General features: G+C 39.0%; 16 protein-coding genes, 1 riboswitch and 1 other annotated feature (1 of these 18 running past the window's edge). Of the genes, 14 read left to right on the top strand and 2 right to left on the bottom strand.

The window, feature by feature from the left end; all coding sequences use genetic code 11:
- Positions 1-109 precede the first annotated feature (109 nt).
- A complete protein-coding gene (locus tag NST97_RS07110) occupies positions 110-664 on the bottom strand; it encodes a YkoP family protein (protein ID WP_063388033.1) in 555 nt (184 codons plus the stop codon).
- A 141-nt stretch (positions 665-805) separates the two neighbouring features.
- On the opposite strand from NST97_RS07110, the gene NST97_RS07105 reads away from it, so the two are divergent.
- The gene (locus NST97_RS07105) at positions 806-1915 is read left to right on the top strand and encodes an MGDG synthase family glycosyltransferase (RefSeq protein ID WP_144596761.1); all 1110 of its coding nucleotides are present in this window, start codon (positions 806-808) and stop codon (positions 1913-1915) included.
- A 47-nt stretch (positions 1916-1962) separates the two neighbouring features.
- On the opposite strand, the gene thiC is transcribed toward NST97_RS07105, so the two are convergent.
- The gene (thiC, locus tag NST97_RS07100) at positions 1963-3705 is read right to left on the bottom strand and encodes a phosphomethylpyrimidine synthase ThiC (protein ID WP_144596763.1); all 1743 of its coding nucleotides are present in this window, start codon (positions 3703-3705) and stop codon (positions 1963-1965) included.
- A 135-nt stretch (positions 3706-3840) separates the two neighbouring features.
- Positions 3841-3956: riboswitch (TPP riboswitch) on the bottom strand.
- A gap of 192 nt (positions 3957-4148) precedes the next feature.
- Here thiC and NST97_RS07095 point away from each other — a divergent pair.
- From NST97_RS07095 to recO, 13 genes are all read left to right on the top strand, one after another.
- Complete coding sequence (locus NST97_RS07095) at positions 4149-5432, top strand: NfeD family protein (protein WP_341343077.1); 1284 nt, start codon at positions 4149-4151, stop codon at positions 5430-5432.
- Between the two features lie 16 nt (positions 5433-5448).
- The gene (floA, locus tag NST97_RS07090; protein WP_066247540.1) at positions 5449-6441 is read left to right on the top strand and encodes a flotillin-like protein FloA; all 993 of its coding nucleotides are present in this window, start codon (positions 5449-5451) and stop codon (positions 6439-6441) included.
- Positions 6442-6469: 28 nt separating this feature from the next.
- Positions 6470-6847: a hypothetical protein gene (locus tag NST97_RS07085; RefSeq protein WP_339193100.1), complete on the top strand. Its 378-nt coding sequence runs from the start codon at positions 6470-6472 to the stop codon at positions 6845-6847.
- 63 nt (positions 6848-6910) lie between these two features.
- A complete protein-coding gene (gene yqfC, locus NST97_RS07080; RefSeq protein ID WP_063388039.1) occupies positions 6911-7195 on the top strand; it encodes a sporulation protein YqfC in 285 nt (94 codons plus the stop codon).
- A gap of 10 nt (positions 7196-7205) precedes the next feature.
- The gene (yqfD, locus tag NST97_RS07075; RefSeq protein ID WP_063388040.1) at positions 7206-8399 is read left to right on the top strand and encodes a sporulation protein YqfD; all 1194 of its coding nucleotides are present in this window, start codon (positions 7206-7208) and stop codon (positions 8397-8399) included.
- 3 nt (positions 8400-8402) lie between these two features.
- The gene (locus NST97_RS07070; RefSeq protein WP_341343076.1) at positions 8403-9365 is read left to right on the top strand and encodes a PhoH family protein; all 963 of its coding nucleotides are present in this window, start codon (positions 8403-8405) and stop codon (positions 9363-9365) included.
- A 59-nt stretch (positions 9366-9424) separates the two neighbouring features.
- Positions 9425-11557, top strand: a complete 2133-nt coding sequence (locus NST97_RS07065; protein ID WP_341343075.1) for an HD family phosphohydrolase — start codon at positions 9425-9427, stop codon at positions 11555-11557.
- The gene (ybeY, locus tag NST97_RS07060; protein ID WP_063388043.1) at positions 11554-12030 is read left to right on the top strand and encodes an rRNA maturation RNase YbeY; all 477 of its coding nucleotides are present in this window, start codon (positions 11554-11556) and stop codon (positions 12028-12030) included. The genes NST97_RS07065 and ybeY overlap by 4 nt, the downstream gene beginning before the upstream one ends.
- A gap of 2 nt (positions 12031-12032) precedes the next feature.
- Complete coding sequence (locus NST97_RS07055) at positions 12033-12392, top strand: diacylglycerol kinase family protein (RefSeq protein WP_341343074.1); 360 nt, start codon at positions 12033-12035, stop codon at positions 12390-12392.
- 98 nt (positions 12393-12490) lie between these two features.
- Positions 12491-12889, top strand: a complete 399-nt coding sequence (locus tag NST97_RS07050) for a cytidine deaminase (protein WP_063388045.1) — start codon at positions 12491-12493, stop codon at positions 12887-12889.
- On the top strand, positions 12882-13787 hold the full coding sequence (gene era, locus NST97_RS07045) for a GTPase Era (RefSeq protein WP_063388046.1): 906 nt from the start codon (positions 12882-12884) through the stop codon (positions 13785-13787). Before NST97_RS07050 ends, era begins: the two co-directional genes overlap by 8 nt.
- A gap of 112 nt (positions 13788-13899) precedes the next feature.
- Complete coding sequence (locus tag NST97_RS07040; RefSeq protein WP_065095532.1) at positions 13900-14040, top strand: YqzL family protein; 141 nt, start codon at positions 13900-13902, stop codon at positions 14038-14040.
- 30 nt (positions 14041-14070) lie between these two features.
- On the top strand, positions 14071-14823 hold the full coding sequence (recO, locus tag NST97_RS07035) for a DNA repair protein RecO (RefSeq protein ID WP_339210129.1): 753 nt from the start codon (positions 14071-14073) through the stop codon (positions 14821-14823).
- Positions 14824-14939: 116 nt separating this feature from the next.
- Positions 14940-15032 (top strand) — a binding site (T-box leader); it runs 81 nt beyond the window's last position.

The raw sequence follows: 15032 nt of genomic DNA, 5'->3' as shown, positions 1-15032 counted from the left end.
CGGAGTTAACCCAAATATTTTCATTGAAACCTCAGGGATCAACATGACGGAGCGTATAAGCGGCGCCTGAGCTGTTCATACGCTCTTTTTTGATGAAGGGAAAACCGTTCTATCCATATAGTTTGAGCAGTTTTTCTTTTGACATCATTAAATATTTCGGCGGCCGCTTCAAGCTATCGAAACGATATTGAATGATTAAATACATAGGGGTAAATGTCAAAAGCTTATACCATTTATAAAATGGATTTTGAATGGAAAACGTTTCAAAGCCCAGCCGTTCAGAGCCTTTATTTAAAATAGTTATTCCAATGATCCCTTTCACATTATGAAATTGTGAATGATTCCGCAAGTATTGAACAATATTTGGCAGCCCTTTTTCTGTTTTAGAGTAAATGTATCTTCCTTTTTGAATTTCGCTCTTAAAACGATTCAGTTCCTTCATTAAGTAGACGTTATGAAGATGTATTTTTAACAGAAGATCATTTTTTTTAATTTTTGTACCGTCTGAAAGAATTATTTCCCTTCCTTTATATTTTGTCAATCGAACCCGGAAAATGTCACGATTATTCTCCTTGTCCCTCACATACTCAAGCCGCGAACAAAGGTAATAAATGGGATCCAACAGGCACCAAAACTTAAAAAAACAATATCTCAACCTTCCCATTTGCAACACCTTTCACTTTTTTTCTTACAGTTTATTTTTTAGCATACGAATTGTTTTTATTTATAAAAATTTTTTTCGAATAGCCATGCGAAATTAAGAAAAAACTTTTAAAGAACTCCATCAATAACAATGGTGAGCGATATGAAAAAAATTTTATATCTTCCTTTTTTGACCATACCTTCAGGCCATCATCAAACAGCTGATGCTCTAATGGAAGGGTTGTTACGTCTTGATCCCGACATTCATTGCGAAAAAATGGACCTTTTGTCATCGAAATTTGGAAAAATAGAAAGGCTGATATCTTCCTTTTATTTGCAATGGATTGGCCGTTTTCCTAAATCATACAGCCATATGTACCACAGGTCAGTGCTTGCGGAGCAAAAGAGCGCCAAAAGGTTTTTCCATTATGAGGCACTTTTTCTCCGGCATTTAAAAAAGATCATTGATGAATTGAATCCGAAAATGATTGTTTGTACCCATGCTCTTCCTTCTTACTTGCTCGCCAGGCTGAAAGCCTCTTCTCAAATCAACATCCCTGTTATCAATGTATACACAGATTTTTTTATTCATCATCTTTGGGGAAAAAGAGAAATTGACTATCATTTTGTCGGTCACTCATATATGAAAGATTATTTGCTCGAAAAAGGTATAAAGAAAGAGCAGATTTTTGTTACAGGGATTCCTATTCACCCAAATTTTACAAAAAGGAAAGATGAACATGTACATAGCATGCGCTTTTATCGAGGATTAATTTCGGGAGGAAGCTCAGGCGTCGGTTCAATAGAGAAGATAACGGAAAAAATCAGCCGCGATGATGATATCCATTATATGGTGTTATGCGGAAAAAACAGAAAGCTTTATGATCGATTAATAAAACAAAACCATCCACGAATTACTCCTTTACCTTACATCTCTTCAAGAGAACAAATGAACGATCTGTACAATCGCGTCGATTTTATCATGACAAAACCCGGGGGTGTGACAATCAGCGAATGTTTATACAAAAAAATTCCTATATTTGTATACCACACTCTTCCAGGACAGGAAGAAATAAATTTGGAGAAATTAACAAAATTCGGGATGGTGTTTGATTTTCGAAATTGGCAAGAGGAAACAAATATTTCGGCCTCCATTATTCGAGCGCTGCAATCTAAGCAGCTATCAAAATTTTTATCGAAAGTGGATGAATATCATAAAAGTTTAGCTCCGATTGAACCAGCGGGATTGATCAAACGTTTAATGAATGAATAGCTCCTGGAAGCCATTAAAGCTTCTAGGAGCATTAGTTTGAAAATTATTTATCGATAAAGGGATGACCCGCCCTCTATAAATTCTTTTGCTTTTTGCCTCAAACCTTCCTGAACGAAATCAGAATCACTTGAACCGGCCATTTTTCTTAAATTGTGGGAAATTTTCATCGAGCAAAATTTTGGACCGCACATAGAACAAAAATGGGCAATTTTCGCTCCTTCTGCCGGCAAAGTTTCGTCATGATATTCGCGTGCCCGTTCAGGATCGAGAGAAAGATTAAATTGGTCGTTCCAGCGAAATTCAAAACGGGCTTTTGATAAAGCATCATCCCTTATTTGGGCGCCTGGATGCCCTTTTGCCAAATCTGCGGCATGGGCTGCAATTTTATAAGCAACAACACCTTGGCGCACATCCTCTTTATTGGGAAGGCCTAAATGCTCTTTCGGAGTTACATAACATAGCATGGCCGTTCCGTACCAGCCGATCATGGCTGCTCCAATGGCTGACGTAATATGATCATAGCCGGGAGCAATATCGGTCGTTAATGGACCGAGGGTATAAAAAGGAGCCCCTTTGCAAATTTCATTTTCTAAATCAACATTTTCTTTAATTTTATGCATCGGAATGTGCCCAGGGCCTTCGATCATGACTTGGACATCATGTTTCCAGGCGATTTCCGTCAATTCACCGAGCGTTTTCAATTCGGCAAATTGCGCTTCATCATTGGCATCTCGAATAGATCCGGGACGCAAGCCGTCACCTAATGAAACGGCAATATCATATGTTTTTAAAATTTCGCAAATCTCTTCAAAATGAGTGTATAAAAAGTTTTCTTGATGATGCGCCATACACCACTGCGCCATGATCGAACCGCCGCGGGATACGATTCCGGTCGTCCGTTTGACGGTCAAAGGGATATAGCGAAGCAGCACGCCGGCATGTATAGTAAAATAATCGACCCCTTGTTCTGCTTGCTCAATTAATGTATCACGGTAAATTTCCCATGTTAAATCTTCAGCAACGCCATTTACTTTTTCGAGCGCTTGGTAAATCGGGACGGTTCCAACCGGCACGGGCGAGTTGCGGATGATAAATTCTCTTGTTGCATGAATATTTTTTCCTGTTGACAGGTCCATAATTGTGTCAGCGCCCCAGCGGATGGCCCAAAGCATCTTCTCAACTTCTTCTTCGATTGACGATGTTACAGCTGAATTGCCAATGTTGGCATTAATTTTTACATGAAAGTTCCGGCCGATGATCATCGGTTCACTTTCCGGGTGATTAATGTTGGACGGAATAATGGCCCTGCCGGCAGCGACTTCTTGACGAACGAATTCAGGATCCATGTTTTCACGAATCGCCACAAACTCCATCTCTGGGGTGATGATCCCCTTTTTTGCATAGTGCATTTGTGTAACGACAGCACCTTTTTTTGCTTTGAAAGGCTTTCGATGAAAAGGTGTGGCAATATTGTGATCTTCCCAATTGCGAAATCCATTATCTTCAGGCTTTACCTGGCGCCCGTCATATTCTACAACATCATGACGGTCTAAAATCCACTGTTTGCGCACAGCCGGCAAACCTTTATGAATATCTGCCTGAAAATCAGGATCTGTATAGGGACCGCTCGTGTCATAAACCTTTACAGGTTCATTTTCAAACGTTCCCGCTTCCGTTTTCGTGGGAGTTAATTGAATTTCCCTCATCGGAACCCGAATATCGGGTCTCGACCCAGTCACATAAATTTTTTTGCTTGCTGGAAACTGCATGTTTTCGAAATAATGTTTCATTTTTCTCCTCCTCCATTTTTTTATCTGAAGATGTGCATAGAAAAATAGGAGGGGAGATGGGACGTGAAAAATAAAAACGGGTTCGCTTTAGCACGAACCCGATCAATTCAATATAGAAAAAGAAGGCAATACAAATACTCCCGCTACCTACTTCCCTACGCTGGCATCATCCAGATCAGGTTCAAAGGGTTGAAGAACTTCAGGCGCGTTCTTCTCTCAGTCCAGCTAATTGGACACCCCTAGTAGATGGTTATATATTTTTTTTAATAGTAACATAATATGAAAAATAATGAAAATATTTTTTCGTTTCATGATGTTTGTAGAATTGTTGATTTTTGAAACTTTCTGCGCAATTGTCCGTAATAATATTAGGCAAAAAATAAGGGGGGAGAGGCCTGAAATCAAACAATAAGTTTTTCGCTATTTGCGCTCTGCTGCTCATCTTGTCGATTATTTGTGCGTCTTTTGATGCCAAATCATCTGAAGGGAAAACTGTTTATTTTATTCCGATTGAAAATACAATTGAAAAAGGGTTGGTGCATTTTATTAAACGATCCATTCAGGAGGCGGAAAAAGAGAAGGCGGATGTCATTGTTTTTGAATTGAACACTCCTGGCGGTGCTTTAGAGGCAGCGATAGAAATAGGTAAAATGATTATGGATACAGATATCAAAACAATCGCTTATGTAAATAAACATGCGATTTCCGCAGGGGCTTATATAGCATTAAGGGCTGATCAAATATATTACCATCCTGGCGGTACCATTGGGTCAGCGGCTGTCATTGACTCCAATGGCAATGCTGCAGAAGTAAAAGTGCAATCGTTTTGGAAAGCAGAGATGAGAAATGCTGCTGAGGTTCATGGCAGAGACCCTATGTTCGCTGAGGCGATGGTAGACAGCAGCTTGGATATGCCCGAATATGGTGCAGAAAAAGGAGAATTACTAACATTAACAGCAAAACAAGCGATGGAAGTCGGGTATGGTGAAGGCATCGCCAAAAGCCGGGCAGAGCTTTTGAAATCGATCGGAATGGAAGGTGCAAAAGTCCAGGAGACTGAGGAGACGTTTGCTGAAAAAATAGCCCGTTTTGTAACAAACATGTATACCATTCCGATATTATTAACGATTAGCGGTTTAGGGTTTGTGTTAGAATTGTACACTCCTGGGTTTGGCATTCCTGGTTTTATTGGACTATTGGCACTGTTTTTGTTTTTCTTCGGTCATTTTATTGCAGGGCTTGCGGGATTGGAAACGGTTGTTTTGTTCGTGCTTGGGGTACTGCTTATAATTGCAGAGTTGTTTGTTCCAGGAGGAATTATTGGAGCAATCGGTTTTCTTTCAGTCCTTTTAAGTTTATTTTTAGCAGCTGATCATATAGGACATATGGCGGTTTCTCTTTTTATTGCCGGTTCCATTTCGATATTCACAATATTCATCATGTCAAAGGTGATTGGTAAGCGTATGAAATGGTTTAAAAAAATTATTTTAAATGATTCAATCAGCACGGAGAAAGGTTATGTATCCAATCAAAATCGTACAGATTTAATTGGGAAAACGGGTGTAACTGTGACTGCTTTACGACCGGCAGGAACAGTAATGACCGATGGAGAGGAAAGATTGGATGTTGTGACAGAAGGAACGTATATTGAGAAAGGAAAAAAAGTGAAAATTGTTAAAGTAGAAGGCTCACGAATTGTTGTAAGAGCTATTAATGAAAATGAATAGGAGGTAGGTATATCACATGGATGTATCATTTTTTCTTTTACTAGGTCTTATCGTATTAGGTCTTATTTTGCTTGGCATCTTGTTCTCTTTTGTGCCGATTATGCTCTGGATTTCCGCTCTGGCAGCTGGCGTTCGCATCAGTATTTTGACTCTTATTGGAATGAGGCTGCGCAGAGTCATTCCAAGTCGAGTGATCAATCCGTTAATTAAAGCGCATAAAGCCGGCCTTGATGTCACAACAAATCAATTGGAAAGCCATTATTTGGCAGGGGGAAATGTCGATCGAGTTGTCAACGCATTAATTGCAGCTGAAAGAGCTAATATTGAATTGAGCTTTGAACGTTGTGCTGCGATTGATTTAGCGGGAAGAGACGTGCTTGAAGCCGTTCAAATGAGCGTAAATCCGAAAGTAATCGAAACCCCGTTTATTGCAGGGGTTGCCATGGACGGAATTGAAGTGAAAGCAAAAGCCCGCATCACGGTGCGAGCCAATATCGACCGGCTTGTTGGCGGTGCCGGGGAAGAAACGATTATCGCACGTGTAGGTGAAGGAATTGTCAGCACCATTGGTTCTTCTGATGATCATAAAAAAGTGCTGGAAAACCCTGATATGATTTCGCAAACAGTTTTAAACAAAGGACTCGATTCAGGAACAGCCTTTGAAATTTTATCCATCGACATCGCGGACGTTGACATCGGCAAAAACATCGGTGCGATCCTGCAGACAGATCAAGCGGAAGCAGACAAAAACATCGCGCAAGCTAAAGCGGAGGAACGCAGGGCGATGGCGGTGGCAAGAGAGCAGGAAATGCGCGCTAAAGTTGAAGAAATGCGGGCAAAAGTTGTTGAGGCGGAAGCGCAAGTTCCGCTTGCAATGGCGGAAGCTTTAAAATCAGGAAATATTGGAGTTATGGATTATATGAACATCAAAAACATTACCGCTGATACAAATATGCGTGATTCTATCGGAAAAATGACAAAAAACTCTGCTGGTGATGAAGAAGAATGATCTTTCTGCCCATCAAAGGAGGTGTCATATGGAAATATTTGAAAATCCACTGTTCATTGTTATTTTAATCGGGATTATTTCTTCTTTGTTTGGCAGAAATAAAAAAGATCAAGAGCAGCAGAAAAAAAGGAAACAAGTTGCAAAACAAACGAAACAAAGGATAAAAAATGTTTCGACAAGCCCTCCAAATGAATGGAATCAAATTCAAAATGTACACACAGGCCTATCCAGCCAACTAAAAAAAGCTGAAAAAGACAAATCGAATATGAAATCTTTTCATAATAAAAATAAAAAACAGAAACCATCAGCTTTACACATGCATTCAGCTGCAAAAGGAGTCATTTGGAGCGTCATTTTAGATGAACCACGATCCAAAAAGCCCCATCGGTCGAATTTCATAAAATAAATGAATTAATGGTGTTAATCCCCTTTTGTCTCTCATAAATATGAGGATGAAGGGGGTTCTTTTATGGGCAAAAAATGGCATCAGCGAATAAAAAGCATATTGACAGAAGGATTGCAAATACCAGCTGACGTCATGATGGATCTTCCCCGTGTTACGATGATCGGTACATTGCATATATATATAGAAAATCATAAAGGACTGCTTTCTTTTACAGATAAAGAGATTCGAGTTTTGCTGCAGCAAGGCCAGATGCTCATTAAAGGAAGCGATTTTGTGATGAAAGCGATATTGCCAGAAGAGCTCCTTGTAGAAGGGAAAATTGAACAAGTATTATATATTGATCAGTAGGGGGATCGGGATGCGGAACAATTGGTTGTTATATTTTACAGGCTTCGTTCAGGTAATAGCGGAAGGAACCGGCTCAGAAAGAATGTTGAACGATTGCACGCGGCTTGGCATTGTCACAATAAATGTAAAGCGGCTGGAAAACGGTGCAATTTCTTTTTTTATACGCCTTAAAGATGTACAGGCTTTACGAAAAGTAGTTCGTAAACATGAATGTAAGTGCACCTTTCACCAAAGGATAGGATTTCCATTTTTATTAAAAAAATCATGGAGAAATTTTGGTTTTGTTATTGGAATTGTTCTGTTCATTGCCATTACATTTCTTTTATCCAACATGATTTGGCATATTGAAATAAAAGGGGCTAGTCCGAAAACAGAGCATTTAATACAAAAAGAATTGGACAAAATAGGAATTAAAAGAGGGACGTTTCAGTTTTTGACATCGAGCAATCAAACAGTTCAAAATCGTTTGATGAGCCAAATAGATGATATAACATGGATCGGTGTCAAATTAAAAGGAACGACATATTCTCTGGAAGTAGCCGAAAAGAAAAAAGAGCAAAAAAGCAAAGTGGAGGGGCCGAGGCATTTAGTGGCCGCGAAGGAAGCTGTTATAGCAAAAATGTATGTTGAAAAAGGACAACCTTTAGTAGACGTTCATGATTTTGTTAGAAAAGGACAAATATTAGTTTCCGGTGTAGTTGGAGAAGGTGATAAAATACGAAAAGTGGCAGCAGACGGAGAAATATTAGGCGAAACTTGGTATATTTCAACAGTGGAGGTGCCGCTTCAAACAACTTTCCAGTTATTTTCAGGAAAGTCAGTCACGAAGCATTTTCTCTCCTTTCGTTCTTTTTCCCTTCCTATTTGGGGGATGTTTCGCAATGATGAATCGGAATATCCGCAATATGCGGTGGAGCGAGACGAGCGTCCATTAAAATTTTTAAAATGGGATCTTCCAGTTAACTATAAGAAAGAAACGATTCGTGAGACGGAAACCTTTCACAGAAAATATTCTGTGGATGAAGCGAAACGGCAAGCGATTGCTGCCGGGAAAAATGACTTATTTCGAAAACTTGGAAAAGATGTCAAAATTGTTGGCGAAAAAGTTTTGCACGAAGACGTCGAGAATGGTAAAGTAAGATTGAAAATACACTTCCAAGTTATTGAAAACATTGTAAAAATAAAACGGGTTCAGGGAGATTAGAGAATGACAGAAGATTTAGTCACAATCAGCCAGAGTTTAGAAAATCCGAATGAAGCCATTAATTTATTTGGGATTCATGATGTTCATTTAAAAAAAATTGAAGAAGAGTTAAACGTATCGATCATTTCGCGCGGTGAAGCGGTATATGTTTCAGGAGATAAAGAAAAAGCTGAACTGGTTGAAGACATCTTGAAATCCCTTCTTTCGGTTATTCGAAAAGGAATTTCGATTAACGAACAAGACGTGCTTTATGCAACAAAAATGGCGAAAAGTGGGAAGATCGATGAATTTGAATCCCTATACGATGAAGAAGTTGCGAAAAATGCAAAAGGAAAAATCATTCGTGTAAAAACGCTAGGTCAACGAAAGTATTTTCAAGCAATTAAAACGCATGATTTAGTATTTGGAATCGGTCCAGCAGGAACAGGAAAAACGTTTCTCGCTGTTGTCATGGCCGTCCATTGCTTGAAAAATGGGCTTGTAAATAAAATCATATTAACGCGGCCGGCCGTTGAAGCTGGTGAAAATTTAGGTTTTTTGCCCGGCGATTTAAAAGAAAAGGTAGATCCTTATTTAAGACCTTTATATGATGCTCTACACGATATTTTAGGCGTGGACCATACAGAGCGCTTATTAGAAAGAGGAGTTATTGAAATTGCTCCATTGGCGTATATGCGCGGAAGAACACTTGAGGATGCGTTCGTTATTTTAGATGAAGCGCAAAATACAACAACTCAGCAAATGAAAATGTTTCTAACCCGTTTAGGCTTTGGATCCAAAATGGTCATTACAGGCGACCTGACACAAGTGGATTTGCCCAAAGGAGTAAAATCAGGACTGCTTGAAGCGAATGAAAAATTATCAGGCATTCGAGGCATTTCATTCGTATATTTAAAGGAAACTGATGTCGTGCGGCACCCGCTCGTTTCAAAAATTATTGAGGCTTATGAAAAAGATGATCAGTAAGACCCGCTCATCATGACCGGGTCATTTTTGCATAGAATTGATCGGAGGTGCTGTGACAAATGAAAAGAAAAATGGATCGCAAAGACAGGAAACAGCCGATATTCCATTTTTTGAAAAAAATGAAATCCCTTCATCTTTTCTTATATCCCGTTATTGGAGTAATTTTGTTTACCGTTTTATACAGCAATGTAGAACCGGACACGTTTGATGCCAAATTATTTTCAGTATCCGACCAAACGATTTACGCACCTGTTACCGTTGTCGATAAGGAAATGACGGAAAAGAGAAGAGAAGAAGCTGCTGAAAGCGTGGAAGATCAATATGTGCTAAAAAAAGAATATGCGGACAACAGTGTGGATTTGGTCGAATCTTTATTTGATGCCATCATGGAGGCTTCATCTAATGCCGAAATGAGCAGCAAAGAGAAGCTTGACAGGCTTAAAAGCAGTTTAGGAGATATGTATGATAAATATCCTGAAAGCGTATATACATCGTTGTTAAGTGCAAATGAAGGACAGCTTACGCTGGCGAAAGATGCGGTTGTTACGGCTGTCAATGAAACGATGAGCGAGCCGATTCCGGCTGAAAAATTAGAAGAAGCGAGAAACAAAGTGAAAGAACGGCTTCAAAACGTGAATTTGCCGGATAAGATACGCTCAGCAGCTGATGAGATTGGACGCAGCGCAATTATTTCCAATTATGTATTTGACCCAAAATCAACAGATGAAAAGCGGGAAGAAGCAAAAGAAAAAGTGCAGGAGGTTCAAATTAAGCAAGGTCAAATTATAGTCGAAGAGGGCCAATTAATTGACAGGGAAGTATATAGAAAGCTGGAATTGTTGGGCCTTTTAGATAATAAGTACACATTTCAGCCGATCATTGGTCTTTTCATTTTAGTCTTATTAGTGATGATCTATCTTGCATATTTTTTTGAAAAAGAAAAGAACTCGTTCTTTACGAGTAAAAACCAGTCATTGCTTCTCTTTACCATCATCCTAGCGATAACGTTAACGGTCATGAAGATTATCAGCTTATTTCAAAAAATGGACTATTCTCATATCGGCTTTATTGTCCCGGTGCTGATGGGAGTTATGTTGACAAAGCTTTTGATTAATGACCGCCTTGCGTTCGTGACAAGCATTATATATGCTTTTTGCGGAAGCTTGATTTTTAATGATGGAGTCACTGGCACATTTAATTTTACAATTGGTCTTTACTACTTATGCGGGTGCATCGCAGCCATTCTGTTTCTAGGGGAACATAACGTCCGTTCGAAAATTTTACAAGCTGGTCTTTTCGTTTCGGCTGTTAATATTGTTGTGATCACCGCTATTTTATTCATTCAAAATGGAATTTATTCGAATCTAGAGATCGGTTCTTATTTTCTTATGGCGATTGTATCAGGTGTTATCTCTTCCGTCTTGACAATCGGTTTAATGCCTTTTTTTGAATCAGGTTTTGGCATTTTATCGACGATGAAGCTGATTGAACTGTCGAATCCGAATCATCCTTTATTAAGGAAAATATTAACGGAGGCGCCTGGTACTTATCATCACAGTGTAATGGTGGCCAATCTAGCCGAGGCTGCTTGCGAAGCGATCGGTGCGAATGGATTGTTGGCAAGAGTTGGAAGCTACTATCACGATATCGGCAAGACGAAACGGCCGCGCTATTTTATTGAAAACCAAATGAACATGGAAAATCCGCATGATAAATTGTCTCCTCAGCTAAGCAAAAACATTATTATTGCTCATGCTGAAGAGGGAGCAGAAATGTTAAGGAAGCATAAAATGCCGAAAGAATTTATCGATATTGCTCTGCAGCATCATGGAACATCGCTTTTAAAATTTTTCTACCATAAAGCCCAAGAAAATAGTGATCAGCCTATTTTGGAAAGTGAGTTTAGATATCCGGGTCCGAAGCCGCAAACGCGGGAGATTGCCGTTATTTGTATCGCTGACAGTGTAGAAGCAGCTGTTCGTTCAATGAAAAATCCGATGCCCGAAAAAATTGAAAAGCTTGTTCGTTCCATCATAAAAGATAAACTTCAAGACGGGCAATTCGACGAATGTGATATAACGTTTAAAGAGCTTGAAACGGTGGCAAAAATATTGTGTGAAACATTGAAGGGGATTTTTCATTCAAGAATTGAATATCCGGAATTTCATGAAAAGAAGGTGAAGAAAACATGACATTATCCATTGACATTTTCGACCAGACGGAAACACTCTCTTCTGAGGAAATAGAAACGATCGAAAATTTGCTGCAATTTGCTGCTTTAGAAGAACGTGTTCCCAAAGATTCGGAAGTATCTATAACCTTTGTTACTAATAAAGACATTCAAGAGATCAATCGGGATTACCGGGGAAAAGATCAGCCGACAGATGTGATTTCATTTGCGCTTGAAGAAACAGGAGAAGATGAAGTGGAGATCCAAGGTGCTGATCTCCCCCCTCATTTAGGGGATATCATTATCTCAATAGAAAAAGCGAAAGAGCAAGCAGAAGAATACGGCCACTCATTTATGAGAGAGCTCGGATTTTTATCTGTTCACGGCTTTTTGCATTTATTAGGTTATGATCATATGACAAAAGAAGAAGAAGAAAAAATGTTTTCAAGGCAAAAGGAAATTTTAGAGAAATTTGGATTGAAAAGAACAGGATAAACATGAAGACTTTGTTGAAAAGCTTTTATTTTGCCGTACAAGGAATAGCTGCAGCCTTCCAATCCGAGCGGAACTTTAGAATTCATGTGACAGCTGCGATCATCGTGATCGCAGCCGGATTATTTTTCAACATTAGCTTAATTGAATGGATTGTCATTCTCCTATTAATTGGCGGAATGTTAGCTTTAGAGCTGGTCAATACTGCCATTGAACGAATCGCTGATGCTGTGTCGAAAGAATTTCATCCTCTGCTTAAAACTGCAAAAGATGCAGCTGCAGGAGCAGTATTGGTTTATGCAGCCGTTTCGGTTGTTATCGGATTCATCATTTTTTCCCCAAAAATAATTGAAGTTTTTTCGTGAAAAATGTAGAATTTTCTGAAAAAATAAACGTGAAATTAAATGAAAAATGATGTAAAATAATGAGTATAAGCTGCAACGTAAACGAAAGGAAGGAAGCTATGGACTCCCATCAACTGATTGAAGAAGCAAAAAGAGCAAGAGAATTTGCTTATGCACCTTACTCTCGATTTAAAGTAGGTGCAGCACTTCTGACAAAGGATGGAAAAGTATACAAAGGATGCAATATTGAAAACGCAGCTTATTCCATGTGCAATTGTGCCGAGCGCACTGCTATATATAAAGCGGTTTCAGAAGGTGAAAATGAATTCGCAGCTATTGCCATAGTTGCGGATACAAAGCGCCCTGTATCGCCATGCGGCGCTTGCAGGCAAGTCATAGCAGAGCTCTGTCCTAAAAATATGAAGGTGATTTTGGCGAATCTTAACGGAGACTATAACGAGCTAACAGTTGAACAACTATTACCAGAAGCATTTACATCGGAGGATTTACATGAATAAGACAAAATTTAAATCAGGATTTGTATCAATCATCGGCCGTCCGAATGTCGGCAAATCGACTTTTATTAACCGTGTAATCGGTCAAAAAATTGCGATTATGAGCGATAAACCTCAAACAACGAGAAACAAAATACAAGGGGTTTATACGACGGAAAACTCACAAATTATTTTTATCGACACTCCCGGTATTCATAAACCAAAGCATAAATTGGGCGATTTTATGATGAAAGTCGCTCAAAATACGCTCAAAGAAGTGGATCTAATTCTGTTTATGATTAATGCTGAAGAAGGATTAGGCCGCGGTGATGAATATATCATGGAACGATTGAAGGAAACCGATACTCCTGTATTTTTAGTTGTCAATAAAATCGATCGGGTTCATCCTGATGATTTATTGCCGCTTATTGACCAATACAGGGAAAAGTTCGAGTTTCAGGAAATTGTTCCAATTTCTGCCCTGCAAGGAAACAACATTGAAACGTTGCTAGGGCAAATTGAAGCGTATTTGCCGGAAGGTCCGCAATATTATCCTAGTGATCAGGTGACAGATCACCCGGAACGTTTTATCATTTCTGAACTAGTTCGCGAAAAAGTATTGCATTTGACAAGAGAAGAGATCCCACATTCTGTTGCAGTTGTTGTTGATTCAATTGAAAAAAGAGAAAACCATGCAGTATATATAGCTGCAACAATTGTTGTGGAACGCAACTCTCAAAAAGGTATTATCATTGGGAAGCAAGGAAGAATGTTGAAAGAAATTGGGAAAAGGGCAAGGGTTGACATTGAAAACTTGCTCGGGTCAAAAGTCTTTTTAGAGCTGTGGGTCAAAGTGCAAAAAGATTGGAGAAATCGCCTGTCGCAATTGCGAGATTTTGGATTTAGGGAAGACGAATATTAATTGACTTAAAGGAAGTTAGAAATATTTTCAAAACATGAAAATGATTCAAAAAGGCTATGATAACAATGAATTGGATATAGCTTAGGAACAACGACAGAAAGGTGGGGACAATATGTTAGATTTTACCTGGAAAGTATTCACGTTTACAGGTAATATTGACACATATCTCCTTTTTAAAGAGCTTGAAAAGGAGCGGACGAAAGATTGTCAAATGAAGGAAGAAGAGCGGACTGAGGTTGATCTCCCTGTTTAGTAGTGCTGTATCCAATAGGATGGTGGAGAAATGCTTGTAAAGACGGAAGGAATTGTCATTCGTACAACGGAATATGGTGAGACCAATAAAGTTGTTACAATATATACAAGGGAGTTGGGGAAAGTTGGTGTAATGGCACGGGGCGCAAATAAACCGAACAGCCGCCTCGCAGCTGTTACCCAACTTTTTACGTATGGAAATTTTTTGTATCATCAATCTTCTGGATTGGGTAATTTAAGCCAAGGAGAAATCATTTCCGCTTTTAGAGAGATTAAGGAAAATATTTTTTTGACTGCATATGCTTCATATATTGTAGAGCTCCTTGATAAAGGAACAGATGAAAAAGACAGAAACCCTTTTTTGTTTGAGCTCTTATTTCAAACACTTCATCTGCTGAATGAAGAAAAGGATGCGGAAATTTTGACCAATATATTTGAAATAAAGATGCTCAACGTTCTCGGTTTATATCCCGAATTAAACAAATGTGCAGTAAGCGGCGAAACAAACGGACCGTTTCATTTTTCATTAAAAGAAAACGGATTGATTTGCAGCCGCTGTTTTGAAAAAGATCCTTACAGGCTCAATATTTCTCAGAAGACAGTGAAGCTGTTGCGGCTGTTTTATTCTATTGACTTAAACCGCATTGGTCAAATATCCGTCTCCCCTGAGACAAAAAAAGAACTGAGATTTGTTCTTGATCAATATTATCAGGAATATGCAGGTTTATCGCTGAAATCGAAAAAATTTTTAAATCAACTTGACAGTTTAAAAGAAATGTTGTAAACCATATACATGGATGTGAAACCTTTCAAATGAAGGATTTATCCCCCCTCATGCTGTTAGAAAAAGCGATTTAATGTCATGTAATGAGCGGAAATGATACGTGTCAAATTGAATAATAAAATGCGATGAAGGAAAAGAGTACCTGCAATCTTCATAGAAAGCGACCTTAGGATGGTGCGAGCTAAGGTATGAGGATGCAGGGAACGGCG

Origin of the sequence: Aeribacillus sp. FSL K6-1305 (assembly GCF_038050115.1) — a bacterium.
GTDB classification, from domain to species: domain Bacteria; phylum Bacillota; class Bacilli; order Bacillales; family Aeribacillaceae; genus Aeribacillus; species Aeribacillus composti.
This window is presented reverse-complemented; position numbering and strand designations above follow the sequence as displayed.